Genomic DNA, 25,620 nt, shown 5'->3' on the forward strand with positions numbered 1-25,620 from the left:
CTTGTCAGCAGTGGCCCGGAAGGACGTGTTGTCGTCGTGCGCTTAGCGAATGCCGCTACCGGCCAGCGACTCCGGCGACCACTGCGCCTTGGAGAGCGGCTCGATGTACTTGATACCGCCGTAGGGCCCTACCACACCGTTGATGTTGTAGGAGCCGCCGACCAGGTCATAGATCATGAAGGGCGTGGAGTCCGGGATCTGCTTGTCATAGCTTTGGCTGAGGAACGCAAAGGAGCCACGGTACAACTGGCCGCGGGCGTCGTACTCGTCGGAAGCCAGAGCGGTCCAGCTGTCTTCATCCAGGTAGAAGCGACGCTTCTGGTAGATGTGCCGAGCGCCGGCCTTGAGGGTGCCCTCCACCACCCAGACCCGGTGCTTTTCCCAGCGCACATAGTCGGGGGCCAGGTGATTGGCGGTGGTCAGTGACTTGGGGTCCTGGGCGTAGGTCAGCTTGTAGGTGTTGTAGGGCACGATCATTTCCTGCTTGCCCACCAGCTTCCAGTCGTAACGATCCAATGCACCGTTGAACACAAAGACATCGTCATAGGTGCCCGCACCAGCGGTGCCAGGGTTAGGCGTGTCGTAGGCCAGATCCGGCGCCAGCTTGACCCGGCGCTGGCCTGGCAGGTACTGCCAGCCGCGGCGCGGCTGTTGCAACGGGTTGGCGGCGTCCTTGAGCATCACGGCCTCGCCGGCCCGGCGTGCGGGTCCGGTGTAAGACAGCTTCATCTGGTAATACACGTCGGTGCTGCCGATCGGCTTCTCCAGGTTTTCGTAGATCGGATAGGAGATGAACGCTTGCCCGGTGATGGCCAGGCTCGCAACGCCGGCGGAATCGACGTTCCAGGAGTCGTACTTGGAGCTGATGCTGACCCCCTGATAACGCAGCAGGAAGTTCCACATGGCCTCATTGCCCGTCTGTGGAATCGGAAACGGCACGCCGGGCAGCACGTTATCGATGGCCAACCCGCCTTCCAGGGACTTGGCCCCAGTGGCATTTTTCACACCGTTATCCAGCACGGCCTTGGGTAGCGTGACGGTACGGTGGGTCGGATAGACATTGATATGGAAGGTCGGGAAACGTTTGGCCAGTTCGGCGCTGGTCGCCGTGAGTTCACCCTTGTACTGATCGACATTCTTGCCATCAATCACCAGCAGCGGCTTTTCATCGGCAAAGGGATCCGGACGCATACTGTCACCGGTCTTGAAACTGGCCGGCGGGGTACTCAGGCCGCCCGAATAGGCGGGTATGGAGCCGTCGGCATTCGCGGCTTTTTCAGCGCCGACCAAGGTCAGGCTGCTGCCCAGTTTGGCGGCCTCCTGAGCCGAAACAGCGGCCTGTGCCTGAGCGGCGACGGCCATGGCCAGTGAAACGGCCAGCAATGTACGCACGAATTTCATCTTGTTGTTCTCCTGCCAGCGTGACTGGGGCCATACGTGAATCAAAAGGTGGTTTTCATCGTCAGATACACGGCGCCACGGTCCGCGGTGGTTGCGCCGCCTCCGGAAAAGGCCGAGTAACCGCCGGCATAACAGGCGTAGTTCTGGTTGCCGCTGAAGGCGTTCGGTGTCGAGCCGTTACCGCTACCGGCAGCGGCCGCGCCGCTACTCACGCCACTGACGTCGCACTTGTCGGTCTTGCCAAAGGAGTCCACGTACTTGAGGTCGACAAAGTATTTGTTGTACACAACGGCACCGAAACCGACGGCATAGTTGCCAGTGTCCTTGGCTCCTCCACCGGACACCGGCGACACACCGGCGATGCCGGCGTTGATGGACAACGGCATGTTCAAGTCGACACCGGGTAACACCTGATACCAGGTCGGGGTGAAGTTGACGGCGATGCCCCAGTTGTCCCGGGTCGGCGCATCGATACCGCGATAGCTGGCCTGGCCCTTGTAGAGCGCCGCATTCTTGCTATCGAGTTTGAGCAGGTTGCTGTAGTACAGCTCGGAGAGCAGGGTCGCCGAATCGAACAGCGACGTTTTGGGCAGGGTCATCAGACCGTTGAGCGTCCAGTGCAACGTGTCACCGGTGGCGCTCATACTGTCGCCGTTGCTCGGTGTGTCATAGATCACCCCCGTCGCGGCCGTGCGCGCCGGCAGCAGGCCCAGGCCGGCCCCCAGACCATTGGGACTGGTGGAGCTGACAATCGCCGGGATACTGGCCAGAGGCATGTTGTGACGGATGCTCAGGTCCGAGCCCACGCTCACACCGTCTATCTCCTTGGACAGGCTCAGGCCGAAGATATGGATGTCGTCGGCATAGGCCAGTTGATAGGTGCTGGTGCTCAACGAGTTGAGAACGTTGACGACCGGGCTCGGCGACGGCCCTTTCGAGGTGATGCCGCGAGCATCGAGCCAGGCCTGGGGCAGGATGTCCGAGGTCTTGCGATAGTAGAGACCCAGCGTACCGTCCAGCCACTTAGGCGACCACTTGGCCATTACCCCCCAGTCGCCCATGTTGCTCGGCGTCAAGTCAGTCCCGCGACGCACATTGGTCAGTCCGTTACACGGCGCCAGGCCGCAGTTCGTCGGGGTGCCCACCGGAGCGTTGGTGTTGCCCAGCAGGAACGACTGCGCACCGGACCCGACCAGGTCGGAACCGCCATAGAAAGTCCCGGCTTCCGGCAGGCGGGCGGCATCCCAATGGAGGAAATACTGGGCGCCGACCGTCAACTCGGGATTGACGGTGAACGACATCGACAGCTGGTTACGCGGAACGAACAGCTCCTTGGCTTCGGTACCGGGCGAGGCCGCCAGCTTCGCCAGGTCCAGACCCGACTGGCCATAGCTCATCGAATGCACCGGGTTGAGCACCGTCTCGCCCCAGAACACGTTGTGCTGACCCGCTTTAACACTCAGCAGGGACTCTTCGCCCACGTCAGTGCTATAGAACACGAAGGCATCCAGGATTTCGCCGGAAGGACCGGTGTAGTAACGCTGGGCGTAGTTGCTCAGGTTCGAACTGCCATTGCCGACGCCCTTGACCCCCGTAGGCCGTGGATCGTTGGCCACCAGGCCGGACGTTGAGCCGTTGCCGTTGACGAACGGATTGGCAGTGGAGCCGACATTTTCATAGGCCCGGTCATACCAACTGGCGGTACTGACACGAAAGCCCATGCTGTTCTTGTAGACCACGTCCATCTCGGTCAACAGGTCGACACGATCGGTGACCGTGCTCCCGGCCTTGCGGAAGTTGTAGTCGCCATCGTTGTTGTTCGGCGTGCCCAACATACGCTTGTCGGCGTTTTCGGTGCGCACCCCGTAGTTGTATTTGACCGTGTTATCCAGGCGCGCGCTCCAGTCCGGGTTACCCGTGTCCAGCTCCATCGCCTGGGCCGTCGGCAGGGCCGTGGCCAGAATGGCCGAGGCCAGCAAGGTGTACCGCGAGGGTGCGAACCCGAGACGCTTGTTGTTATGCATTGCGTTGTCTCCGCCATTTTGTAGTTGTTTTAAGCGCAGCCGCCCTCACGCAACCCCTTGTGCCAGAGGCCAACGTTTTTCAGGAATGAGGGCAAATGCCGGTTGGCGTGGGGCCAGCCGGCGCCTGAATTAGCGATCCAGCTCCAGGACCAGGGCTTCGGCCTGCGGCCAGGGGCCAAAACCTGCCGCTGGATTGAGATGACCCACCGCGCCGAAGTTGCGCAGTTCGGCGCCCCAGCCTGCGGCCAGGCCGGTGACGGCCGAGAGGCTGGCCAGGTGATCGTTGCTGCTGGCGGCGACGATCGCCGGGAACGGCAACGGGCCTTGGGGTAGAGGATTCCAACCCTGGCGACGCAGGGTTTCAGAGCAAGGGTAGCCTTGCGGCCAGTCGGCATCGAGATCCGGTGGCGCGACCAGCAAGGCGCCCTTGATCGGGCGAGTGTACTGAGCCGCCCAGTGGGCAACCATCAACACGCCGGCGCTGTGGGCCACCAGGATCACCGGCCCGTCGATCTGCTCCAGTTCGTGCTGGACCGCCCGCACACGCGCCGCGCAGTCGAGCTTGTCGGTTTCCAGCGGCGGCACACTGCGCACCTTGCAGAGCCTGGCGGCCAGCAGCGTTTGCCAATGCTCGGCCACATGCTCACGCAGGCCCGGTACGATCAGAACGGTTGCGGCAGTTAGCAGTCTGTCCACTTCAACACCTTCGCTTTCTCGATGACTCGACTGGCTCTATCGCCAGAGGCTTTTTGTAGGACTGACATTAAAGAGCGCCCAACCCTGCCGCTTTTCATTGGACGTCAGGCACTTTTCTTTTGATGACAGATTTCCCGGCGCTGGCGTGCCGCGACCACCGGTCTCAAGACCCGGCGAGCGGGTCGCGGGTTGCCGTAATCATTGAGTGAAGGGCTCGGGCTCCCGTCAGTCGCGGTGATCCGGGACTGAAGGGGGTGCGTTTCATCAACTTTGTTACAACTGTTCAAGTTCCGACGCGCTGGATATAGTCGACAGGCTCGTTTCCATCGCCACCGGCCCAGGAAAGACCTCTGCATGCCAAAGCTTGTTCGCGCCGCCGTCTTGACCAACTACCTGGAGGTCACCCAATACCTGGGCTTCAACCCGCGCGATGTGCTGGCCGGCGTCGGCCTGAGCAAGGCCCAACTGCAAGCGCCCGAACAGCGTATCGCCATCGATGCCGCCGTGCGCCTGCTGGAAGACTCGGCCGCCGCCAGCGGCTGCCAGAACTTCGGCCTGAGCATGGCGGAATCGCGCCAGCTCTCGGACTTTGGTGTGGTCAGCCTGCTGCTCAGCCACCAACGCACGCTGCGTGAGGCCCTGCAGGTGGTGGTGCATTACCGGCACTTGATGAACGATTCGCTGGCCATCTTTATTGAAGAGGCCGGCAAGATGGTGATCATTCGCGAGGAGGTGGTCACCGAATCGCCGATGCCCTCCCGGCAAGCCATCGAGCTGGCCATCGGCGTGATGTTCCGTCTATGTGCCGCGGTGCTCGGCACCCACTGGCGCCCCTACAGCGTCAACTTCACCCACCAGCCCCCCGATGACCTGCACCTGCATCGTCGTCTGTTCGGCTGCACCCTGGAATTTGGCAGCGAGTTCAATGGCATTGTCTGTTCCAATGCCAGCCTCGACATGACCAATCCCCATGCCGATCCGGCCATGGCCCGTTATGCGCAAAGCTACCTCGACTCGCTGCTCGGCCACGAAGGCCCGTCGATGCTGTTCGAAGTGCGCAAGGCGATCTACCTGTTGTTGCCGATGGGCCGCGCCACCATCGAGCAGATCGCCCAGACCCAGGGCATGAACGTAAGGACCCTGCAACGTCGCCTGAAGGACGACGGCTGCGCCTTCAACGACCTGATCAACGACGTACGCCGTGACCTGGTGCTGCGCTACCTGGATAACCCGAATTACTCGCTGGGACGGATCGCCGACATGCTCGGTTATTCCATGGCGAGCTCCTTCACTCGCTGGTTCATCACCCAGTTCGGCATGCCACCCGCCGCCTGGCGCAGCACGCAAAAGCAGGCTGGCGGCAAACTCTCGAGCGACTCCACGCCGCCCAGATCCTCCTGAACGCGAGGCAAAAAAAACGGCGACTGCTGGTACAGTCGCCGCGAAAGAACCGGTGTGTGTGACACCGGTCGAGCCCCCTGCGACGACGAGGTATCAACGCAGTGCCGCCTGGCCAGCAAGCACGTACAGCCGCGCTTAAAAGCCCCAGTGCAGCAATAGCAGCACCAGCACAGCCAGGAATACCGTCTCTCCCACCATCAACAGAATGGGCTTGATGCCGACAGCGGCCAGTTCCTTGAGCTGAGTTTTCATCCCCAGGGCGCTGATGGACACCACCAGGCTCCAGCGCGACAGCTCATTGACCGCGCCCTGCACCACCGGAATTACCCAGCCAGTACTGTTGAGACAGGCCAGCAGCACAAAACCGACAGCGAACCACGGAAGCAGCGGTGGGCGCTTGCCCGTCGGGTCGGCGCCCTGCATGCGGGTGACCATCGCCCCAGCGACGATCACCGGCACCAGCATGGCCACCCGCATCAGCTTGACCACCGTCGCCGTATCGCCGGTCTCGGTCGACATGCTGTAACCCGCACCGACCACCTGAGCCACATCGTGGATGGTCGCGCCAAGGAACACGCCGGCCAGTTTCGGTGACAGCGACAGCCAATTGGCGATCATCGGGTAGAGGATCATCGCCGTGGTGGACAATGCCGATACCCCGATCACGGTGAACAGCGTGGCACGCTCCTTCTGCGGATGATTGGGCAGCGCCGCCGCCAGGGCCAACGCCGCCGACGCACCACAGATCGCGGTGGCGCCTCCCGTGAGCAGGCCGAACAAGCGCTGAAAGCCCAGTGCCTTAGCCGCCACCACCGAGACGCCAATCGTCACCACCACCAGAATCACCACCAGGGCCACGGGCTTCCAGCCCAGCGCGGCAATCTGTTCAAGGGTGATACGCATGCCCAGCAGCGCGACCCCCATGCGTAACACGGTGCGTGCGGTGAACTCGATACCGGCCTTACAGGCCCCCTCACCGGCCAGGAAATTCAGCGCCATGCCCAGCAGCAAGGCAAACAACATCACCGGTGCTCCGTAATGCTCGGACAAGAACGACGCCGCCGCCGCAACGATCAGGCTGATCACAAGACCGGGCACCAACTCACGCGTTCGGCTGTGCATACGGGTAAAAGCGATGGCGCTCATGGCGCGGTCTCCTCGGAAACGATGACGATAAATGCCTGGCCTTCAATGACTTCGACCGGGTAGTGGGCGACTTTGAGCAGGGTTGAATTAAGCAGGTAGCCACTACGCAGATCGAAGCGCAGGCCATGGGCGCAGCACTGAATCACCCGGCCCTCAAGGCGTCCGCCGCACAGCGAGGCACCCTGATGGGGGCAACTGTCATCGATGGCGAACAGCTCACCGTCGATGTTGAACAGCGCCAGACTTTTCTCCTCAAATTCCACCAGCGCACGACCACCCACCTGCGGGAGTTTTCCGGCAGGCACCGGGACACGCCTGCTCATACGGTTTGCCACGCGCGCCGGTTTTCCTGAAGGGCTTCGCCCATGACACCCACCAGCACCTCGGCAGGCTGGGCACCGACCGTCGTCAGGCAACCATTGAACTGAAAACTGGGCACACCGCTGGACGCCGCCGCGTCATTGCCTGAAAAGGGACTGGCGTCCCCTTTCAGACAGTCCGCCAATTCGTCCATGTCGTAACCACACGCTTGACCGATGGCGAGCAAGGTCTGCGGGCAACCCAGGTCCTCGCCAAACCGGAAATAGGCGGCGAACAGACGCTCCAGCAACGCGTCGCGTCGAACGCTATCGCCCAGCGCGCTGGCACGCACCAGCAAGCGATGGGCATCGGCGGTATTGGGCATGATGACGATGCGACTCAGGTCAATGGCCGCCCCCACCGCCATCGCGGCCCGTTGCACCTGGAGCTGACGCAGACTCACCGCTTCGTCACTGCCCAGGCGCTGGCGATAAAACTCGGCGAAGGGTTCGCCCTGCACCGGCAGGTGTGGCAATAACTGCACCCCATGCCACTGCGTGGTGATTTCCACCCCCGGTTGCTGGAGGCGCAACAGGTCCTGCGCACGATCCAGTTGACGTTTGCCGATCAGGCACCAGGGGCAGATGAAATCGAAAAACACATCAATACGTAAATGACTACTCACACCTTCACCCCTGATGTCGCTTCACTTTCCAAATCGTCGGCACGCTCGCCGGCCAGCCGGGCGATATCCTTGTGGTAATGGCACTTGGCATAAAAAAACACCGCCGCCGCCGCGATGCTCACCAGGGGCACCCACTGGAACGCGGCATGTAAGCCGATCACATCAGACAGCTTGCCGGTGATGAACGGCCCGGGCGCCAACCCCAGCAGGTTGTTGGCCAAGGTCAGCGTGGCAAAGGCCGTTCCATGGACCGAATAGTGGGTCAGGTTGGCGACCATCGCCCCGGCCGGGCCCGTGGTACCGGCGGCCATTAGCATGCCCAGGCAGATCAACAGCAGTTGCGCAGGCCCCGCCGACAAGGCGAACGCCGCTGACAGCAGCAGGCAACTGCCCAGGCAGTAAGCAATGGCCAGGGCCACCTTGCGCTCCGGACAGTGACGACACAGGCGGTCGCTGAGCATGCCGCACAGAATCATCCCTGCGCCGCTGCACAGCACGATGATCGCCGCGACGCCACCGGCCTTGTCCGTGGCCATGGCGTAATACCGATTGAGGTAGCTGGGCATCCACACAATCACAGTGCCGCCGACGAACAGTTGCAGGCCGCTGCCGACATAGGCCGCGATCACCGAGCGGCTGGAACACAGCGTGCTCAGCGGACGCTTGACCGCCGCCGCGGCCTTGTTCACGGCCAGGCTCGCGCGTTGCGGGGCAATGCGCGCTTCGCGGACGATGATCGGGTAAAGCACCGCCAGCAGCAGGCCGAACAACGCCATGCCGGCGAACGACCAGCGCCAGCCCAGCTTGGCGGCGATGGCCCCGCCCAGGGCCATGCCCAATACCGAACCGAACATGCCACCCGCCATGAAGGCACTGGCCAGGGTTGCCCGCAGATGCTTGGGAAACACCGAAATCACCACGGCGATGCCAACGCTGCCGTAGGCCGCCTCGCCGACACCCACCATGAAGCGGGCGATAAACATCTGCGGGTAATCCTGGGCCAAGCCACAGCCCAGGGTCGCCAGGCTCCACAGCAAGGCCATCAGCGCCAGACTCTTGACCCGACCGAAGCGATCCGCCAGCAACGAGAGAGGGAATGTCAGCAGGCCGACCATCAGGGCGACAACGCCACTGAGCAGGCCGAGCTGGCCGTCGCTCAGGGCCCACTCCCCCTTGAGCAGGGGGAACACCGCGTTCAGGACCTGGCGCGACATGTAATCGGAAATCAACAAGCCGAACGTCAGTGCAAAAACGATCCAGGCATAGGTGCGCGTAACGCCGACGCCACTGCAGTCGTCATCGGCGGCGATTGGGTGAAAGGCCATGCAGCCTCCTCGAAACTCGGTTTTATTTGTTGTTATCGAGCGTGTTGCAAGGCACTCAACGGAAGGCCCTCGGCCTCCCGTCCAGGCTGCCGGTCAGCCGCGTTGCGGTACACCCTTTTGTCCAGCCTTGCGGTTGGGCGCCATGCCGTTGGCCAACAGGGTTTCTTCGATACTCTGGTACTGCACACCGATACGGTAGATCTCACGGGCTTGTTTGCCCGTGGCGATGTCACGCCCCAGTTCATGGGCGATACGCACGGTCTGCTGGATCTGCTGCACCGAGCTGAAGCGCTGGCCGTGGTGATCGATGATGGTGTCTTCAATGCCCACTCGCGGGTGCATGCCCATGGCCATTGCCATGGTGTTGAACGGCAGCACGTTCTTGAGCAGCGATTCGGAGGTCAAGGTGCAGCCGTCCGGCGCGCGGTGGACAAAGTTGAAGAAGTTGAACGGATTGGGCCCGTCGAAACCACCGCCAATGCCGATCCAGGTCAGGTTCAACGGCCCCATGTAGGCGCCCTTGCGCACCAGACGCTCAAGCGTCTCCATGGCATGCATGCCGGTCAGTTGAAAATGCGGCTGCACACCCGCCGCCATCAGTCGACGCAGGTGCTCCGCGACCCAGGCCGGCCCCGCAGGCACGGTCATCTCGCTGTAGGCCGCCTGATAGGCCGGGTTGGCCAGGGAGGTGCCTTCCAGGTATTCCGGATACAGCAGCTCCATGATGTTCATCTGGGTGGTGTTGATGGCCACCGTGACCTGGTCCGGTTTCGGCGTCAGCTCGGCCAGCATATGACGGGTATCATCAGACAGCCACTTGGCGGCTTCACCATCGCTTTCGGGCGCGAAGGAAATCGAACCGCCGACCTGGATGATCATGTCCGGTACGGCTTCGCGCACGCCGGCGATCAATTCGTTGAACTTGGACAGGCGCTTGGAACCCTTGCCATCCAGCTCGCGCACATGCAGGTGCAAGACCGTGGCGCCAGCTTCATAACAATCGACTGCCTTCTGCACTTGCTCATCCATGGTCAGCGGGATGTCTTCGGGAAAGTCTTCCGGCATCCACTCCGGGCCATAGGGGGCCACGGTGATGACCACCTTTTCCATGTTTTCCGGGTGCAGGGAATCGTCGAAGAATTGCATGAGTTACTCCTATTATTATGATTGTCCGCCTGCCCGGGGTCATACCGGGCAGGCGTGTCTGCGAGTGCGAATGCAGCGGCGGTCGATCAGAACGTCTTGTCGCCGATAATCCCGGCACGCTCCATCTTGCGATGGCACGGCGGGTAATCCATGACGGCGTAGTGCTGGGTACTGCGGTTGTCCCAGATGGCGATGCTGTTGGGTGTCCAGCGCCAGCGCACCTGATACTCGGGGATATAGGCCTGGCTGATCAGGTAACGCAGCAACTCGCCGGCCCCTGGATTGGCGTCCTGGCCGAAGCGCACCCGCTCAGGGGTGTGGTAGTTGCTGAAGTGGGTGGTAAAGGCGTTGACGAACAACACCTTTTCGCCGGTTTCCGGATGGGTGCGGACCACCGGGTGCTCGGCATCCGGGTACATCGCCTTGAGCGCCAGGCGTTTTTCGATCGGCATGGCCGCGCCGAAGCTGGCTTCGATGCTGTGGCGGGCACGCAGGTCGGCAATCTTCGCCTTCACGTCATCCGGCAAGCGGGCATAGGCCTCCACCATGTTGGCCCACATGGTGTCACCGCCGACCGGCGGACACTCCACACACCGCAGCACACAGCCCATTGGGGGGGCCTCGCGCCAGGTGGCGTCGGTGTGCCAGGCGTTCTCGTAGCGGTCGCTTGGCTGATCCGGGCTCTTGTAGATGCGTACCAGCCCCGGATGATCCGGGTCGCTGCCGGCCACCGGATGATCCTCCAGCTCGCCGAAGCGACGGGCGAAGGCCACATGCTCGGCACGCGTGATGTTCTGGTCACGCAGGAACACCACCCGATGCTTGAGCAACTGGGCACGAATCTCGGCAAACAGCCCCTCGTCATGCAAAGCATCGGCGAGGTTGACACCGATCAGCTGCGCACCGATGTTGCAGGTCAATTGTTCGACTTTCATGGAAGGCGGCCCCCCTAGATGACGAAGATCGATGAACCAGTGGTCTTGCGTGACTCCAGGTCACGATGGGCCTGTACGGCATCCTGCAAAGCATAGTGCTGGTTGATCTCTATCTTGATTCGACCGCTGCCAACGTGGTCGAACAGCTCGCCAGCCAGAGCGGCTTTTTCCGCCGGGTCGGCGATGTAGTCTGCCAGCGCCGGGCGGGTCAGGAACAGCGAGCCCTTCATCGCCAGCAGTACCGGATCGAAGGCCGGGATCGGACCGGATGCCGTGCCGACGCAAACCATCAGGCCGCGACGCTTGAGCGAATCCAGGGAGCCCATGAACGTGTTCTTGCCGACACTGTCGAACACCACGTTGACCCCGACGCCGCCGGTCAATTCACGAACGCGCGGGGCGACGTCTTCATGGCTGTAGTTGATGACATGATCGCAACCATGGGCTCGGGCGACTTCCGCCTTGGCCTCGGTGGACACGGTGCCGATCACGGTCAGGCCAAGCAGCTTGGCCCACTGTGAAACAATCAGGCCCACACCACCGGCGGCGGCATGCAGCAAAATACTGTCGCCGGCCTTGAAGTCGTAGATACGACGCATCAGGTACGACGCCGTCAGGCCGCGCATGGTCATGGCCGCAGCCGTCTCGAAACTGATGGTTTCCGGTAGCTTGATCAGCGGCGCAGCCGAGATCAGTCGTTCGGTGCTGTAGGCCCCCAGGGTGTTGAGAAAACCGGTGTAGGTAACGCGATCCCCCACCTGCACATGGGTGACGCCCTCACCGACGGCCTGCACGACACCCGAAGCTTCAACCCCTATACCGTTGGGCATCGGGATCGGGTAGGTGCCGTTGCGAAAGTAGGTGTCGGCATAGTTCAGACCGACCGCCACATGACGAAGACGAACCTGGCCTGGACCAGGTTCGCCCACTTCGACGTCCTCATAACGAAGGACTTCGGGACCTCCGGTTTCGTGGAAGCGTATGGCTTTGGCCATGTTTTCTTATTCTCCAGTCTGCAATATTGGCGTGCTGCGTCAATTTACGCTGATTGGACTGTAGGACTCCGGCATGCGCACCGCTTCTCATCAGACGACAATGGCTTTTCATTTCATGACAATTTTAGCGGGCAGGTATGCGCTATTCGCAGGGCAGCGTGTGAAGGGAGGGTCATTGCGGAACACTTGAGCAGTAGCCAGTACAGCGGGGTCGAAGTTCTCCCACAGACCGGTCAAGGCATCGCGAAATGTCGGGATGCCACTTTCAGCGGAAATACCTGCGCCGGAAAATGGGCCAGCAGCGGTCAGTCGAAAAACTCCATACCCTCGTAAGGTCGGAGCCGACATTGATCAAGTCGAGAAGTAAGGCTGCCCACGTGCACCTCTAGCCGATGACCATCAGGGTCTGAAAAATAAAATGAGTCACCTTCGCTCGAATTACTTTTCCACTCAACGACGTTAAGTGCTCGCAGGTGTGCGGTTACTTTTTTGAAATCTTCCTGTTCGACCGAAAGCGCGTAATGCGTGTAATCCATATTCTTTTCTGTCTCCCTGCTCTCATCCAGAGACAGACATAGCCAGAGATCGCCCAGAGAAAGATACGCCCCCGCCACCCAGCGTGCGGTCAATCGAAAACCAGGTAAAGACTCATAGAACTCGACGCTCCGAGAGAGGTTCGCAACCGCCAACGTGAGATGATTCAGACCTGTCAACATGAGCCATTATCCAGAAGAAATCTCGGGGGGCACTGAGGATATCAACATCCTTGATTGACTGCGTCACATGGATTTCAACCGGTTGCAGCGCGCGCCTAGATATCACCAATACTGGCACGTAGGGACTCGAAGTAATCGCCATCCACAGGAGCAGTGGGAGCCGATTCGGCCCCAGCCAGCAGCAGGCCACGCAAGTGCTGCCGATCCTGATCCTTGCGAATCAGCTCCCGGACATATTCGCTACCGGTGCAGCAACCTCGCTGGCTCACTTGAGCATCGGCAAAGGACTTGAGGGCATCCAGTAGGGAGACGCTCGTGGTGTTCATGGCTTTGTCCATCTTTGCCAAAATCCCCCATTGCCGTACCTCGCCAGTGCAGAAGGATCGCGCGGCCATCCAAGGAGATCTCACTGAAATGGGTGCCATATCCAAAAGGCAATCATGCCGAAGAATAGAGGAATCTCAAGATACAAAGGCGCCTTGCTCCATCGTTTGAGCCCCTGCGGTATCGCGTCAAGTTCTTGCTGGGTGACGAGTCTGCGCCAGATGAACACTCTGGGAAACATGATAACAATGCCGATCAGACCGACAGGAATGGCCTTTGAGGTCCGCTCCCTGCCCTCCATCCATGATCAGGCAGGGCCATTTTCCGTTTTCCATCCATCACCCTGACAAATCTTGCAAGAGGCCCTCCAGCATGAATTCCAGACTCAAACTAGGCATGAGCCAATGCGATGGCATAATATGCCAACATCCGCCGCAGCGTTATTTGTTCCTGGAGCACAACATGGCTACGCGAAATGTCGTTCTCACTGATCACATGGACCAGGTCATCAACGACCTGGTTGTCTCCGGCCGATACCAGAACGCCAGCGAAGTCATGCGCGAAGGGCTTCGTCTGCTGGAGCAGCGTGAAGCTGAAGAACTGGCCAAGCTCGATGCTTTGCGTCATGCCACTTCAGCAGGACTGATGGACCTGGAGCGGGGTCGTTTCATCGAGATTGGCGGTGACCAGTTGGGAGAGCTTCTGGCTGACATCGGCGAACGAGCTGCCCTCTCCCCTACCAAGAACCGTTGAGCATGGGGAAGTACCGTCTCTCTCATACGGCCCTCAGTGATATCGAGGATGTCCTCAGGTACTCCCAAGTACAGTTTGGCTCACCTGCCAGGGTCAGGTACCAAGCGCTTATACGCGCAGCAATCGAAGACCTTGCGGAAACGCCAAACAGGGTGGGTAGCAACCCTAGAGATGAACTTTCAGTGGGACTGAGAAGCTTTCATCTGACCTATGTGCGCAACCAAGCTGCAACGGCCACTGGCACCGTACAGAGGCCGCGGCATATCGTTTTCTATAGATTGGCGGATGACCAGATCATTGAGATCGTTCGGATACTGCATGACGCAATGGAAGTCAGGCAGCACCTTACGCTGGAATTGAAGGGTAGTTAGCGGCGCATAGCCATGAAATACCAGCTCAGATCCCCCTATTCACCTTACAGGCCGGCGCGGGAAAGGCTTCCCCGCCGGAGCAAGTGTCCCTGCACGTTCCTGCGCATGTACCTGGAGGTTCAATCCCTTCTGCGCCTGCTACACACCAGAAGATAGGTCAGAGCCACGATACAGCCATCCCCGTCGAAGCCTTCACCAACACCGATTGAAAACTGACCACCCTACCAGGCATCAGGCTCTGTTCTTGGAGAAAGCCTTCAGGACCTCCTCACGCGAGGGTAGGCTTCTCTCACCATCCGCGAGGGTAGTTTTGAAGCCTTCCAGACGCAGACTGGCCGCGTAGTTCGATTGGCGAGTCTTGGCCGCATAGGCCTTCTTGGCTTCAAGACTGATAGTGCCCATACGCTGGACCTCAATTGCGTTGTTCGAGCAATTAAATGTCGATCATATTGCGCAGAACCCAAGTGAGATGTGTTCGGGCAAGCAAGGTTTGATCGACCTGACAACTAGATGATCAAGCCAACCGTGTGCCAGACGTTGGCACACGGCTCTGCCCGGGCCCTTGCGAAAAAGAGATCAAGCTGCCAAGTGCTTGATCTCTTTCAGCGCAACGACCTCAATCAATCGGAAGGTTGTCCAACGCGGACGATAGCTGACGGGATGGGGACGCCCCCTCAAGCAGCGCATCCACGACCGCCCGCGCTACCTCCACCGAATGCAGCATGCCCCAGAACAGCGCTCGTTCGACGGGGTTGGTGTGCAGGCTGATTTCATCACCATTGAGTTCCGCCGTTTCGAGTAGATTCGAAACGTAGGTCAGGGCGTCCTGGGCGCTTACCCCGGGTTGGATGGCGAATAGTGTAGGTTTGTATGGGGCTTCGGGCATGACGGGCTTGGAGCACGTAAACGCGAGGGTATCGAGCAAACGGGGAGTGTCTGCCGGGGCTAGTTCGGGTTCAATCGAAGGGACATCTGTAGTGGTCAACTGATCCCGGACACGGTTTTGAGTTTTTCTTCGGTTTTCGCTGGGGCCAGCCCATCGTTAAATTGATGAGGCCGGATCCAGTTGTAGTGATGCATCAGGTACTGGCTGATGTCTCGCTGAGCTTGCTGGCCGGTCATGTAGCCAGTGGTCGGTATCCATTCTGTTTTCAAGCTGCGAAACACCCGTTCCATCGGCGCATTATCCCAGCAATTTCCTCGGCGACTCATGCTCTGGCGCATGCGGTAGCGCCACAGCCGTTGGCGAAATTGGCGGCTGGCGTACTGCGATCCTTGATCCGAGTGAAACAGCAGCCCTTGAGGCTTTCCACGTTGCTCATAAGCCACGTCCAGCGCCTTGATCACCAGCTCTGCATCTGGCTTTTCTGATAACGCCCAGCCCACAACTCGACGCGCATATAGATCCAAGACAACCGCAAGGTAGTGCCATTTACCCTGCGCCCAAATGTAGGTGATGTCACCACACCAGACCTGGTTGGGCGCCTCGACATCAAACTCACGGTTCAAGATGTTCGGGATATCAGGCCGCTCCACCGTCGCTTTTTTGTAGGCGTGTGATCCCGGCTGCTTGCTGACCAGTTCCAGCTCGCGCATCAGGCTGCGTACCTTGAACCGCCCGATTTGCTCACCCTCTTCTTGCATCATGACCGTGATGCTCCGGCTGCCCGGCGCACTTCGTCCCCGGGTGAACAACTCGTTCACTCGACTACGCAGCCTGAGCCGCTCAACGTCCGGGGTTAGCCGTCTGAGACGATGTGCGTAGTAACTCGAGCGAGTGACTTCGAACACCTCGCACAAGCAATCAACTGGCTCATGGACGCTTAACTGATTGATCAGCGCGTACGCTCGAGATCTTCCGACATCAAGAGCGCGGTAGCCTTTTTTAGTATCGATTTCTCGCGCTCAAGGCGGGCGATCCGAGCTTCCAACTCCTGGATTTTTTGCTGCTCTGGAGTTAGCGCCTTGCTCTGTGGGGTGACGCCTGTGCGCTCCTGCTGGAGCTGGTCGACCCAACGGCGCAGTGCCGATTCGCCAACGCCGAGCGAGCGGCTGGCCTCGATGAAGCTGTAATTTTGCTTGAGCACGAGGTCGGCAGCCTCGCGTTTGAATTCAGCGGAAAAGGTACGGCGTTGTTTGGTCATCTGACACCTCGATCTGGCGGGTATTCTCGCCTAAATGGGTGTCCGGTTTCATTAGACCACTACAATCAGATACTTTACGCAGATACACGGCCCTGTCGGCAGTGCTGAGGGATTTGCGAACTGGAGGTGGATCGGGGGTTATCTTCTTGGTCATGGAGAGTCTCCTACTTAGGCAAGGGATTCATCCACTCCTGCTGCGACACAAGGGTGGCGAACTGCACGCAGGTTCGCAGACCGGTAAGTAGGAACCGGCAGGGCTAAGCCTCCTGCGCACAGCTCGCCATAACGCGAACACCAAAAAGCCGCTTTACGCGGCGCTGTGCGCCTACTTACGACCGGGCTGCGAAACCCGCATCGCTGAATTTGCAGCGACTGTCGAACTGTAGCCATGGCAATTGGCGCACACAATATTCTCCCATGCCTGAAACGCGTGGGAAATATGAGTTTTTTTGGCAGGCCATTTCGCGCGCTGATTGAGTACTGCTGAACTGAAGTCCAATAGGCTGCTGCACCCTATCGGTTTCGCTCATTGAGCGGGATGTGGGCGATTGGACCTACGCTGAGAAGACCTCCTCGACCAACCGCGGCAGAACCTCGGCCGCCCTGCCCGCCAGGCTGAATTCGCGATCCCCTTCTACAAGCTCAGGTTGCAGATTGATGTGCAGCACCTGTGCGCCATGTCGCAAGGCAATCCGTGGGATCTCGGCCGCCGGCTGCACCAGGCCAGAGGTGCCAATCGAAAGCAGCACATCACAATCCTTCGCTGCCGACAAAGCTTTGCGCCACACATCATCGGGCAGCGACTCGCCAAACCAGACCACACCAGGTCGCACTTTTCCATTGCAACGCAGGCAGCGCGGCGGCTCGATGCGGCGCCCGCCAGGCGGCTCATCGAGCGGGTCCGCACTCAACGTGTACGGTCGCGTACAGGCAAAGCAGCGCGGTGAACTCAGGCTTCCGTGCAGATGCAAGACATCACAACAGCCGGCGCGCTCTAGCAAATCATCAACGTTCTGGGTGACGACGGTGACCATGGGCACCCGACGCGCCAATTCGGCTATCGCCAGGTGTGCGGCATTTGGTTGTGCGGCAAGGACCTTGGCGCGTCGCCACTCGTACCAACCCCACACCAGGGTGGGGTCATTGCGGAACGCTTGAGCAGTGGCCAGTACAGCGGGGTCGAAGTTCTCCCACAGGCCGGTCAAGGCATCGCGAAATGTCGGGATGCCACTTTCAGCGGAAATGCCTGCACCGGAAAACACCACGACGTGGCGTGCGTTACGCAATTGCTCAACCTGGAATTCCATCACAACCTCTTGTGCGTTCTCAGCATGGCCGAGGCTTGTCTCCATTAGCCATTGGGCTGGCCGGCACCAAAAGGATAACGCACGTCAAAACCCACCATGAACAATGCCCGCTCCAGACTCAGCAACGTCGCGCCCTGCCCCTTTGTACTAAGCATCAGGATCACCTCTTGCAGGATGCGGCTGAACAAGCAGCACCAACGTGAGCCCCATGCTAACTGCTCGAGCACCTGGTACTCCTCAGTACCGAACCGCATCGGAACCTGATGCTCTTACCCCGAAAAAATGACTCAGCGCAAAAAAATCGGTGCTCGCAACAGGCTCACGCGACCAGGTTGGTAGGTTGACGTAAGCGCCTGCCCGCGTCAGCTAGCGAGACTCAGGTAAGACCCCACTGAGTCAGCAATCTCATCAGCGCCGAAGTCGAAGGTCAGCTAGCGCTGTGACATGCGCAACATATCTTGTTGCCGTCGGGGTCTCGGATATAAGCACCGTAATAATCCGCAGAGTACTGAGGACGCAACCCTGGTGCGCCTTCGTTTGACGCCCCGTTAGCCATCGCGATCGCATAGAAATCATCAACCTGCGCCCGCGTTTGGGCTTCGAACGCAACCGTCACCCCGTTACCGGGTGTCGCGCGCTCACCATTTAGTGGGCTATAGATGCAGAACGCCGTACCTGAGCCAGTCATACTTTGGGTGAATAGAGCGCGCTCGGGATTGTGCTTGCGGGCAAGCAACGTGATGCCTAGCGGTGCAAGTAGCCGCCCATAGAAGTTTGTGGCGCTGGCGAGGTCGTTGGTGCCGATTGTGACATGGCTGAACATGAGGTGCTCCGATGGGGTTAGGTATGCATCTACCCAACTTACCTTGTGTGAGTCGGGCCGGCGCCCATTGATGCGGCAGAAGGTCACCGATTTCACGCTGTTTAGTTTGAAAGCGCCTCTTGGTGGGAGGCGCCTTGAACATCACAGGCTCCGAGTCATCTCAGAGGCAAGCACCAGCCGCTCAAGCCCGATGCCGAAACCAGCACCCTCTCTATAGGCTCCGCCGCCAACGACTTGCTGCTGTGCCCCCAGCGCGGGACAACGTACCTCGAAACCATTCCCCTCAAGGTAGTAACTCAAGCCGCGCTTCACTGACAGATTCAACTCATATTCGAGTCCCAGCGAGTCAAGGAAGCCGGTGCAAATTGCCTGGCTACGCTGCAACGCCTGCGCGGGTGTGGAACTAAGAATTTCGAGTCCCAGTTGGGTGAACTCGCGATAACGCCCCGCTTGAGGTCGCTCATACCGGTAACATCGGGCCACGTAGAAAAACATCGCCTCTTTTCGTGATCCGAGTAGTACATCGTTGCGCTCCTGAAACAGCGCGGTTGCTTCTGGGATCAGGCAACAAGGGCGTCCGGCCTTGTCATCGAAGGCCCACATTTGCCCGATGATTTCACTTCCACCGGCTTTCTCAATAAACGTGTCCTGGCCCCATAACGCCGGAACAATGGCCTCCTCAGCCCCGGCCTCGATGAAGATAGCTCCGAAAACGCCCTTCTATCTCACGCATCGTTGCGGCCTCTTTCCCAGTCACTATTCGGGTTCCGCGAAGCATAGTCATCGTCCAATCTCCATTTTTTGCAGGCGATAAAAAAGGCGCCATGGGCGCCTTGGTTTGGTTCATTGAGTGGTCAGAATGAATGTTTCGAGCTCTGATCAATCGATGAACGCAAGCAACCGCGGCACCCTGAGCGAGGTCCGTGATGGTGATGGCGATTGCTTTGAATAAATTGAGTCATAACCAATCCTTGCACAATTCAGGGAGCGCTTACAAGCGTGCGGAGCGCAATCCGGCAACGGACACCATTGAACGCGTGCTCACACAACCTTGGCCGACCGCACCGTCGGTGCCAAATTGCCCTCGAACCAAAGCTGCCTGTTGTGCAGGCCCAATTAGTTAAATTGCCGCTCGTGTTCAGCGACGTGTTCAGGAAACAACTCACCATACACAGTATGCGGAACGCCAAGAATATTGACCTCAATGCAAGGAGACATGAGGTCTTCGGTGTAATCCAGAATGCCCACGCCAACGCACGGAATGGCCTCGCCTGTTCGGGTTTGAACAGAAAGGTTTAAAGCGGACTGATCACGATGATTGGTTCGGCATTCGCTCTGTATCCCCGCGTATCCATCAGCAGGTTCGAATACACCGAAAGCAACGCCCATGGAAAAGTCCCCAGACTCCAGCGCCGAATAGCCCACCAAAACCGAACCGCTGTAAATACTGAATCGCATTATGAAGTCGCCTTTATTGCGTGATGTCTTCCGTCTGCAAAGCTTCCACTTTTTGCCGATTACTGCAGGCAGCGCCAACCGCCATCGGCCTGAAGCGAGCGGTAGTGTACAAAACCCTGTTAAGCCACTCGTGCTAATACTCCGATTGCTGAAATACGTTTGGCTCGTTGGAATGATGTAGGTATGGTAAGCCAAAACTCAGGAGGTCGTTGATGGAAGCTGATCCGCTATGCCTTGTATTTATACCTGCCCTTGTGGCCGTTCTCCGCGCTGCTGAAGAGAGAAAAGGTTCACCGCTTACTGAAGCTGAGGTCTGCAATATTCGAGACCAAGCAGTTTGCATCACGCTCCCGTTCAGCATTGCGCTTGATATGGAAAAAGAACGCGGCTATCCAGATATTGCATCGGAAAACTGCTGGAGTGAATGGAAAAAAGCAAGGGAACTGATTTGAGTCCCAACCACAAAACACCGGCCCAAAGCCACCTTCCCCTAGAGCTCCTCCTTGGAGCGACCCGCTTGGCTCCATGGCAAGAAATCGATATTCACCACAGTCGATGACCAGGTCAACCGAACGGCCAACAACGTAAACGGATATCGCTCGACTCGAGCAAGCCCCCCTGCCTCACCAGCTCAATCATGCTACCCGTAAACTGACGGCACAGATCTTCGAGCGCAACCAGCTCTCCCCTTACCCTTAAAAGGCTTTTAGGGAAGGCTGTGTGTTCCAGGGAAGGCAGTGTGTTCCGATGCACGGAAGGCAATGTGTTGCAACGACCGGAAGGCTCCGTGTGTCCGCCATGGTCGTCGGGCTGAAAGAGTACCCTGAGCAAGTGGCATTTGAACGCACAAAAACTGGATCCTCAATGTTCCTAGAAAATCCTTGATCTGTAACAGTCCGGCCAAGTCATCTACCCAACCCCGCAAAGCCCAGACATGGTGTGCACTTAAATTTAAGTGGGCACCAGCTCTAGCCCTTTAAGTGGGTATTTTATGCAGTCAACACGCCGTTCCTATTCCAAATCCTGCACGGCCCAGGTCATTCAAGAGTGTGCCCAGCCCAGCAGGTGAGTGAAATCGATCAGTTGCCGCCGCATAGGTGGCAGCCGGTCTAATCGCACAAGTAGTGATGCCCAAACGCATACCCATTTTCGGCAGCAAGAATCGGAGTGCGAGCACATTGCGAACACCCTTACTATGAGGCTCCAAACTTAGAGGAGTCCACCATGGCTTCCGTATATCTGGACTTTCCCACTTAACCATTCCAATCATTTTTTGGATTACCCGGCATCAGCTGCGCAACTCTCAAGTCATTTTCTTAGTTAACGAAAAGCACCGAAGGCACCCCATGAAATTATCCGATTATATTCGACTACTCGTTCTGGCGGCGATCTGGGGCGCCAGTTTTCTCTTCATGCGCATCTCGGCTCCTGTTCTGGGCGCATTGCCGACTGCATTTTTTCGCGTGTTGTTGGGCGCCATTGGCTTGACCGTCATTCTCGCCATTTTAAAAACCAAAATCGACTTCAAAGGCAAGTTGAAGGAGATCATGGTGTTGGGCGTTATCAATTCTGGCATCCCATTTTTAATGTATAGCGTGGCGGCACTGTTGTTACCTGCCGGTTATTCGGCGATTTTCAATGCGACCACCCCGCTGATGGGGGTGATGATCGGTTGGATGTGTTTCAGCGATTCGTTGACACCGAAAAAGGCCGCCGGCGTGTTGATCGGTTTGATGGGCATTACATTGCTGACCAGCACCGGCCCCGTCACACTTTCAATCAGCGTGGTCATGGGCGCGTTGGCGTGTTTAGTCGCCACCAGTTGCTACGGCGCAGCAGGATTTCTGACCAAACGATGGGTCGCTGATAAGGGCGGACTGGACGCGAAACTTGTAGCTTTTGGCAGTCAGATTGGCGCGACGCTGTTTCTCGCGCCGTTCTTCGGAATCTCAGCCACAGTGAATCCACCGGCGACTTGGGGTAACTCGCAGGTTTGGATAGCACTGGTTGCAGTGGGTTTCATCTGTACCGCGTGTGCGTACATTCTGTATTTCCGCTTGATCGCAGATATCGGGCCGGTGCGTTCGCTGACCGTGACCTTCCTTATCCCTCCCTTCGGCGTGCTGTGGGGTGTGATGTTCCTTGGTGAACATCTTTCGGCCGCACATTTGTACGGCGGCGGGCTTATTTGTTTAGCAGTGTGGTTTGTTCTCAGCAAGAGCAAGCTGAAGCAGGAACCCTCAAGGCAAAACTCGGCCTCGGGCTGATCCAACAACTTAACTGCTCTCAACGACTTCTCATCTGACTGGCTGGTGAGCACTTAAGTGCACACCATGTCTTGATTTTGCGGAGTGGGTAGATGACTTGGCCGAACGGATATCGTTTTCTGCCGACTATGACAGGCAGAAAACGGTAACCGGCCAGCGAACACACCTTGCAGAGATCAAGCAGGCATCCATTGATGCGGCAACAGTTGCTCAATCTCAGTGACCCGTTGCTGCCCAAGCCGCTCCTGGGCTTCACGCGCCGCGGCATTGTTGGCGATGAAATCTTCACGCATCGTTCCGGAGAGCCTCTCCTGTTGAGCCAAGCTGAACAGGCTGCGCAACACACGACCACCGGCGTTGATCCAGCGCTCCATGTCCCTACGCCCCATCAACGCGGAGTGGTACGCCAACAGCAAGCGAAGGACGATGTTGTCGTAGTCGATCAGCCGGTACACGGCCAAGAAACCCAACGGGGTATTGATGCACAGTGGCATCGTGACAGGGTGAACATGGAGGTTGTCACCCACTCGAGCCGACATGGGCAAGAGGCCGCAGCCCCGTTTTTTTTCAATCGAAAGCTGCGTAAGAACTCTATAAGGCTTAGCTAACCTGGCCCAACGCCGGGCTCTTTTCGCTCCTGCGCCAGTCCCGATGTCGCTTGCAGGCAAGCAGCCGTCGATTGCGACACGCTCAGGCATTTTGCTACCGACTGCCTAGCAACTGCCCTACACTCAGATCAGCTGACGGATCAGCACCCTCTGGAAATAGCCCGGCCCAGTGCCGGGCTTTTCGCATCGCCCCCTCGATGCGGATTCCACGGCCATCCGGCCACCTATTCCATGAACATCCGGCCACTGATTCCACGGTGATCCGGCCACCCACTCCACGCACATCCGGCCACCCTTAAGGCAGGCAGCGACGCAGGATTAATTCACTACCATCGACCTCTTTTTTCGAAGCAGAGAGGTCGTCGTGGAGCGGTTATCCATGCGTAAGATTCGAGAAGTACTGCGTCTCAAATTTGAGGTCGGTCTATCTGCCCGCCAGATCGCGGTCAGCTTGCAAGTCGGGCGAGCCACTGTCGGTGATTACCTCAATCGCTTTGCTGCCAACGGGCTGACTTGGCCCACGGCATTGTCGGACGTTGAACTGGAACGATCTCTGTTCCCGCCAGCGCCGACGGTTCCCAGCGAGCAACGCCCGATGCCTGACTGGGCATGGGCTCACGCCGAGCTGCGCCGCCCCGGTGTCACCCTGGCCTTGCTCTGGCAGGAGTATCGACTCAGCCATCCGCAAGGCTTTCAGTACAGTTGGTTCTGCGAGCACTACCGCCTCTGGGCAGCCAAGGTCGATGTGGTCATGCGCCAGGAGCACCGAGCCGGCGAGAAGCTGTTCGTAGACTACGCAGGCCAAACCGTGCCGGTCATCGACCGGCAGAGCGGAGAGATCCGCCAAACCCAGATCTTCGTTGCCGTTCTCGGCGCCTCCAGCTACACCTTCGCCGAGGCCACCTGGTCGCAGAAACTACCTGACTGGCTGGGCTCACACGCCCGCTGCTTCGCTTTTCTTGGCGGCACATCGCAGATCCTGGTGCCGGACAATCTGCTCAGCGGCGTCACCAAGGCGCATCGCTACGAGCCAGACATCAACCCCAGTTACCGCGATCTAGCCGAGCACTACGGTGTCGCCGTGGTGCCTGCTCGCGCCCGTAAACCTCGGGACAAGGCCAAGGTCGAAGTTGGCGTGCAAGTGGTCGAGCGCTGGATCTTGGCGGCCTTGCGCAACCGCCAGTTCTTCTCGCTGGGCGAACTCAACACGACGATCAGCGTGCTCCTCGATCGCCTCAACCATAGGCCCTTCAAGAAGCTACCCGGTTCGCGCCGCTCGACCTTCGAAGCCCTCGACCAACCCGCGTTGCAACCGCTGCCAGAACATCCATACGTCTACGCCGAATGGAAAAAGGTACGGGTACACATCGACTACCACGTCGAAGTCGACGGCCATTACTACTCAGTGCCGTATCAGTTGGTGAAGCACCAGCTTGAAGTACGCCTGACGGCGAAGACGGTGGAGTGCTTCCACGCCAACCAGCGCGTGGCCAGCCATCTTCGCTCACAGCACAAAGGCCGGCACACCACCCAGACCGAGCACATGCCCAAGAGCCATCGTGAGCATGCCGAATGGACACCACAACGGCTGATCCGCTGGGCAGAGCAGACCGGCCCCAACACCGCCGGCGTCATCACCTACATCCTCGAACGCCGAATCCATCCGCAACACGGCTTCCGTGCCTGCCTGGGCATCCTGCGCCTGAGCAAACAGCACTGCGAAGAGCGGCTGGAAGCCGCTTGCCAGCGTGCGCTGGCACTGGGCGCATGCAGTTACAAAAGCCTCGAGTCGATCCTGCGCCAAGGGTTGGAACGGCTACCGCTGGCCCAGCAGAACCTGCCGCTGTTGCCGGAAGAACACATCAACCTGCGCGGCCCCGGCTACTACCACTGACCTGAAAAAGGAGCACCACCATGCTACCCAACCCGACCCTGGACAAGCTGCAAACCCTGCGTCTAAACGGCATGATCAAGGCGCTGGGCGAACAGCACGCAACGCCCGATATCAACGACCTCAGCTTCGACGAACGCCTGGGCCTGATGGTCGACCGCGAGCTGACCGAACGTGAAGATGCCCGCTTGAGCACTCGCCTCAAAGCAGCACGTCTGCGCCACAACGCTTGCCTGGAAGATATCGATTACCGCAGCCCGCGCGGCTTGGATAAATCCCTGATCCTGCAACTGGGCAGTGGCCAATGGTTGCGCGACGGCCTGAACTTGATCATCGGCGGCCCAACCGGGGTGGGTAAAACCTGGTTGGCTTGCGCGCTGGCCCACAAGGCTTGCCGAGATGGCTACAGCGTGCGCTACCTACGCCTGCCGCGCTTGATGGAGGAACTGGGCTTGGCCCACGGCGACGGGCGCTTCGCCAAACTGATGGCCGGCTACGCCAAGACTGACTTGCTGATCTTGGACGACTGGGGCCTGGCGCCGTTTACCGCCGCGCAACGGCGCGACATGCTGGAACTGCTGGACGACCGCTACGGGCATCGCTCGACGCTGGTAACCAGCCAGATGCCGGTGGACAAATGGCATGCGCTGATCGGCGATCCGACCTTGGGTGATGCGATCCTCGACCGACTGGTGCACAACGCTTACCGCATCGAACTGAAGGGTGAATCGATGCGCAGGCGCTCGACGAAATTGACGACGGCGGGCACTTCAGACTAACAATGCGAACCTGCGTCGCTGCGCTCCGACTGCCTGGCCGGATGAGCGTGGAACAGGTGGCCGGATGTTGGTGGGCTGGGTGGCCGGATGGCGTGGAATGCGCACCCTCGAACTGTCAGTGGCAG

At 59.1% G+C, this 25,620-nt stretch carries 29 protein-coding genes; 7 read left to right on the forward strand and 22 right to left on the reverse strand.

What is annotated here, in order from left to right:
* Nucleotides 1–42 precede the first annotated feature (42 nt).
* From M5C01_RS13505 to M5C01_RS13515, 3 genes are all read right to left on the reverse strand, one after another.
* Complete coding sequence (locus tag M5C01_RS13505; protein WP_103499253.1) at nt 43–1,401, reverse strand: DUF1329 domain-containing protein; 1,359 nt, start codon at nt 1,399–1,401, stop codon at nt 43–45.
* Between the two features lie 41 nt (nt 1,402–1,442).
* Nucleotides 1,443–3,425 carry a DUF1302 domain-containing protein gene (locus tag M5C01_RS13510; RefSeq protein ID WP_103499252.1) on the reverse strand — a complete coding sequence of 661 codons (1,983 nt, stop codon included), beginning with the start codon at nt 3,423–3,425 and terminating at the stop codon, nt 1,443–1,445.
* Between the two features lie 129 nt (nt 3,426–3,554).
* A complete protein-coding gene (locus M5C01_RS13515; RefSeq protein ID WP_178129879.1) occupies nt 3,555–4,121 on the reverse strand; it encodes an alpha/beta hydrolase in 567 nt (188 codons plus the stop codon).
* A gap of 354 nt (nt 4,122–4,475) precedes the next feature.
* On the opposite strand from M5C01_RS13515, the gene M5C01_RS13520 reads away from it, so the two are divergent.
* Nucleotides 4,476–5,522 (forward strand): AraC family transcriptional regulator, encoded by a 1,047-nt coding sequence (locus M5C01_RS13520; RefSeq protein ID WP_152739965.1) that lies wholly within the window; start codon nt 4,476–4,478, stop codon nt 5,520–5,522.
* Between the two features lie 135 nt (nt 5,523–5,657).
* Here the strand turns inward: M5C01_RS13520 and M5C01_RS13525 are convergent, their stop codons facing one another.
* The 10 genes from M5C01_RS13525 to M5C01_RS13570 all read right to left on the reverse strand — a co-directional run bounded on the left by M5C01_RS13525 (nt 5,658) and on the right by M5C01_RS13570 (nt 13,096).
* Complete coding sequence (locus tag M5C01_RS13525; protein ID WP_152739964.1) at nt 5,658–6,668, reverse strand: putative sulfate exporter family transporter; 1,011 nt, start codon at nt 6,666–6,668, stop codon at nt 5,658–5,660.
* Nucleotides 6,665–6,991, reverse strand: a complete 327-nt coding sequence (locus M5C01_RS13530; RefSeq protein ID WP_103499248.1) for a Rieske 2Fe-2S domain-containing protein — start codon at nt 6,989–6,991, stop codon at nt 6,665–6,667. Before M5C01_RS13530 ends, M5C01_RS13525 begins: the two co-directional genes overlap by 4 nt.
* On the reverse strand, nt 6,988–7,653 hold the full coding sequence (locus tag M5C01_RS13535) for a DsbA family oxidoreductase (protein WP_178129878.1): 666 nt from the start codon (nt 7,651–7,653) through the stop codon (nt 6,988–6,990). Before M5C01_RS13535 ends, M5C01_RS13530 begins: the two co-directional genes overlap by 4 nt.
* Nucleotides 7,650–8,978 (reverse strand): MFS transporter, encoded by a 1,329-nt coding sequence (locus M5C01_RS13540; RefSeq protein ID WP_152739963.1) that lies wholly within the window; start codon nt 8,976–8,978, stop codon nt 7,650–7,652. The genes M5C01_RS13535 and M5C01_RS13540 overlap by 4 nt, the downstream gene beginning before the upstream one ends.
* A 93-nt stretch (nt 8,979–9,071) precedes the next feature.
* A complete protein-coding gene (locus M5C01_RS13545; RefSeq protein WP_103499245.1) occupies nt 9,072–10,124 on the reverse strand; it encodes a 3-keto-5-aminohexanoate cleavage protein in 1,053 nt (350 codons plus the stop codon).
* An 86-nt stretch (nt 10,125–10,210) separates the two neighbouring features.
* Nucleotides 10,211–11,059: a TauD/TfdA family dioxygenase gene (locus M5C01_RS13550; protein WP_103499244.1), complete on the reverse strand. Its 849-nt coding sequence runs from the start codon at nt 11,057–11,059 to the stop codon at nt 10,211–10,213.
* Nucleotides 11,060–11,073: 14 nt separating this feature from the next.
* On the reverse strand, nt 11,074–12,054 hold the full coding sequence (locus M5C01_RS13555) for a quinone oxidoreductase (protein ID WP_103499243.1): 981 nt from the start codon (nt 12,052–12,054) through the stop codon (nt 11,074–11,076).
* 108 nt (nt 12,055–12,162) lie between these two features.
* Nucleotides 12,163–12,402, reverse strand: coding sequence for a Sir2 family NAD-dependent protein deacetylase (locus M5C01_RS13560; protein ID WP_255916945.1), 240 nt, complete (start codon nt 12,400–12,402; stop codon nt 12,163–12,165).
* The gene (gene fos, locus M5C01_RS13565) at nt 12,360–12,770 is read right to left on the reverse strand and encodes a fosfomycin resistance glutathione transferase (RefSeq protein WP_103499242.1); all 411 of its coding nucleotides are present in this window, start codon (nt 12,768–12,770) and stop codon (nt 12,360–12,362) included. Before fos ends, M5C01_RS13560 begins: the two co-directional genes overlap by 43 nt.
* Nucleotides 12,771–12,865: 95 nt before the next feature.
* Nucleotides 12,866–13,096 (reverse strand): type II toxin-antitoxin system ParD family antitoxin, encoded by a 231-nt coding sequence (locus tag M5C01_RS13570; RefSeq protein ID WP_152739962.1) that lies wholly within the window; start codon nt 13,094–13,096, stop codon nt 12,866–12,868.
* 460 nt (nt 13,097–13,556) lie between these two features.
* Here M5C01_RS13570 and M5C01_RS13575 point away from each other — a divergent pair, with 460 nt between their 5' ends.
* Together M5C01_RS13575 and M5C01_RS13580 are read left to right on the forward strand one after the other, a co-directional pair.
* Nucleotides 13,557–13,847 (forward strand): type II toxin-antitoxin system ParD family antitoxin, encoded by a 291-nt coding sequence (locus M5C01_RS13575; protein ID WP_040066196.1) that lies wholly within the window; start codon nt 13,557–13,559, stop codon nt 13,845–13,847.
* Between the two features lie 2 nt (nt 13,848–13,849).
* A complete protein-coding gene (locus M5C01_RS13580; protein WP_152739961.1) occupies nt 13,850–14,218 on the forward strand; it encodes a type II toxin-antitoxin system RelE/ParE family toxin in 369 nt (122 codons plus the stop codon).
* Nucleotides 14,219–14,449: 231 nt separating this feature from the next.
* Here the strand turns inward: M5C01_RS13580 and M5C01_RS13585 are convergent, their stop codons facing one another.
* The 8 genes from M5C01_RS13585 to M5C01_RS13620 form a co-directional block, all read right to left on the reverse strand.
* Entirely contained in the window at nt 14,450–14,620 is a 171-nt protein-coding gene (locus tag M5C01_RS13585; protein ID WP_152739960.1) for a YhfG family protein, read from the reverse strand.
* Nucleotides 14,621–14,834: 214 nt separating this feature from the next.
* Nucleotides 14,835–15,179: a hypothetical protein gene (locus tag M5C01_RS13590; protein WP_248764338.1), complete on the reverse strand. Its 345-nt coding sequence runs from the start codon at nt 15,177–15,179 to the stop codon at nt 14,835–14,837.
* A 20-nt stretch (nt 15,180–15,199) separates the two neighbouring features.
* A protein-coding gene (locus tag M5C01_RS13595; RefSeq protein WP_152739958.1) for an IS3 family transposase occupies nt 15,200–16,362 on the reverse strand; the annotation gives its coding sequence in 2 pieces (ribosomal slippage) (nt 15,200–16,107 and nt 16,107–16,362; 1,164 coding nt in all).
* On the reverse strand, nt 16,331–16,516 hold the full coding sequence (locus M5C01_RS13600) for a hypothetical protein (RefSeq protein ID WP_152739957.1): 186 nt from the start codon (nt 16,514–16,516) through the stop codon (nt 16,331–16,333). Before M5C01_RS13600 ends, M5C01_RS13595 begins: the two co-directional genes overlap by 32 nt.
* A 400-nt stretch (nt 16,517–16,916) precedes the next feature.
* Entirely contained in the window at nt 16,917–17,669 is a 753-nt protein-coding gene (locus M5C01_RS13605; protein WP_152739956.1) for an NAD-dependent deacylase, read from the reverse strand.
* 427 nt (nt 17,670–18,096) lie between these two features.
* Nucleotides 18,097–18,492 carry a VOC family protein gene (locus M5C01_RS13610; RefSeq protein WP_152739955.1) on the reverse strand — a complete coding sequence of 132 codons (396 nt, stop codon included), beginning with the start codon at nt 18,490–18,492 and terminating at the stop codon, nt 18,097–18,099.
* Nucleotides 18,493–18,633: 141 nt separating this feature from the next.
* Nucleotides 18,634–19,194 carry an ATP phosphoribosyltransferase regulatory subunit gene (locus tag M5C01_RS13615; protein ID WP_178129884.1) on the reverse strand — a complete coding sequence of 187 codons (561 nt, stop codon included), beginning with the start codon at nt 19,192–19,194 and terminating at the stop codon, nt 18,634–18,636.
* A 414-nt stretch (nt 19,195–19,608) separates the two neighbouring features.
* Nucleotides 19,609–19,950, reverse strand: coding sequence for a hypothetical protein (locus M5C01_RS13620; protein WP_248764333.1), 342 nt, complete (start codon nt 19,948–19,950; stop codon nt 19,609–19,611).
* Nucleotides 19,951–20,162: 212 nt separating this feature from the next.
* Between M5C01_RS13620 and M5C01_RS13625 the strand changes: the two genes are divergently transcribed.
* Both M5C01_RS13625 and M5C01_RS13630 read left to right on the forward strand, forming a co-directional pair.
* Nucleotides 20,163–20,402 carry a hypothetical protein gene (locus M5C01_RS13625; RefSeq protein WP_152739954.1) on the forward strand — a complete coding sequence of 80 codons (240 nt, stop codon included), beginning with the start codon at nt 20,163–20,165 and terminating at the stop codon, nt 20,400–20,402.
* A gap of 894 nt (nt 20,403–21,296) precedes the next feature.
* Nucleotides 21,297–22,217, forward strand: a complete 921-nt coding sequence (locus M5C01_RS13630) for a DMT family transporter (RefSeq protein ID WP_152739952.1) — start codon at nt 21,297–21,299, stop codon at nt 22,215–22,217.
* Between the two features lie 176 nt (nt 22,218–22,393).
* Here M5C01_RS13630 and M5C01_RS13635 read toward each other — a convergent pair whose 3' ends face one another.
* Nucleotides 22,394–22,744, reverse strand: coding sequence for an AcaB family transcriptional regulator (locus M5C01_RS13635; RefSeq protein ID WP_248764334.1), 351 nt, complete (start codon nt 22,742–22,744; stop codon nt 22,394–22,396).
* Nucleotides 22,745–23,204: 460 nt separating this feature from the next.
* On the opposite strand from M5C01_RS13635, the gene istA reads away from it, so the two are divergent.
* Together istA and istB are read left to right on the forward strand one after the other, a co-directional pair.
* Nucleotides 23,205–24,719, forward strand: coding sequence for an IS21 family transposase (gene istA, locus M5C01_RS13640; RefSeq protein ID WP_152739950.1), 1,515 nt, complete (start codon nt 23,205–23,207; stop codon nt 24,717–24,719).
* A gap of 20 nt (nt 24,720–24,739) precedes the next feature.
* Complete coding sequence (istB, locus tag M5C01_RS13645) at nt 24,740–25,495, forward strand: IS21-like element ISPsy14 family helper ATPase IstB (RefSeq protein WP_152739949.1); 756 nt, start codon at nt 24,740–24,742, stop codon at nt 25,493–25,495.
* The last annotated feature ends 125 nt before the right edge of the window (nt 25,496–25,620 follow it).

The sequence above is a fragment of the Pseudomonas sp. MWU12-2319 genome, from assembly GCF_023242525.1.
GTDB lineage: Bacteria > Pseudomonadota > Gammaproteobacteria > Pseudomonadales > Pseudomonadaceae > Aquipseudomonas > Aquipseudomonas gingeri_D.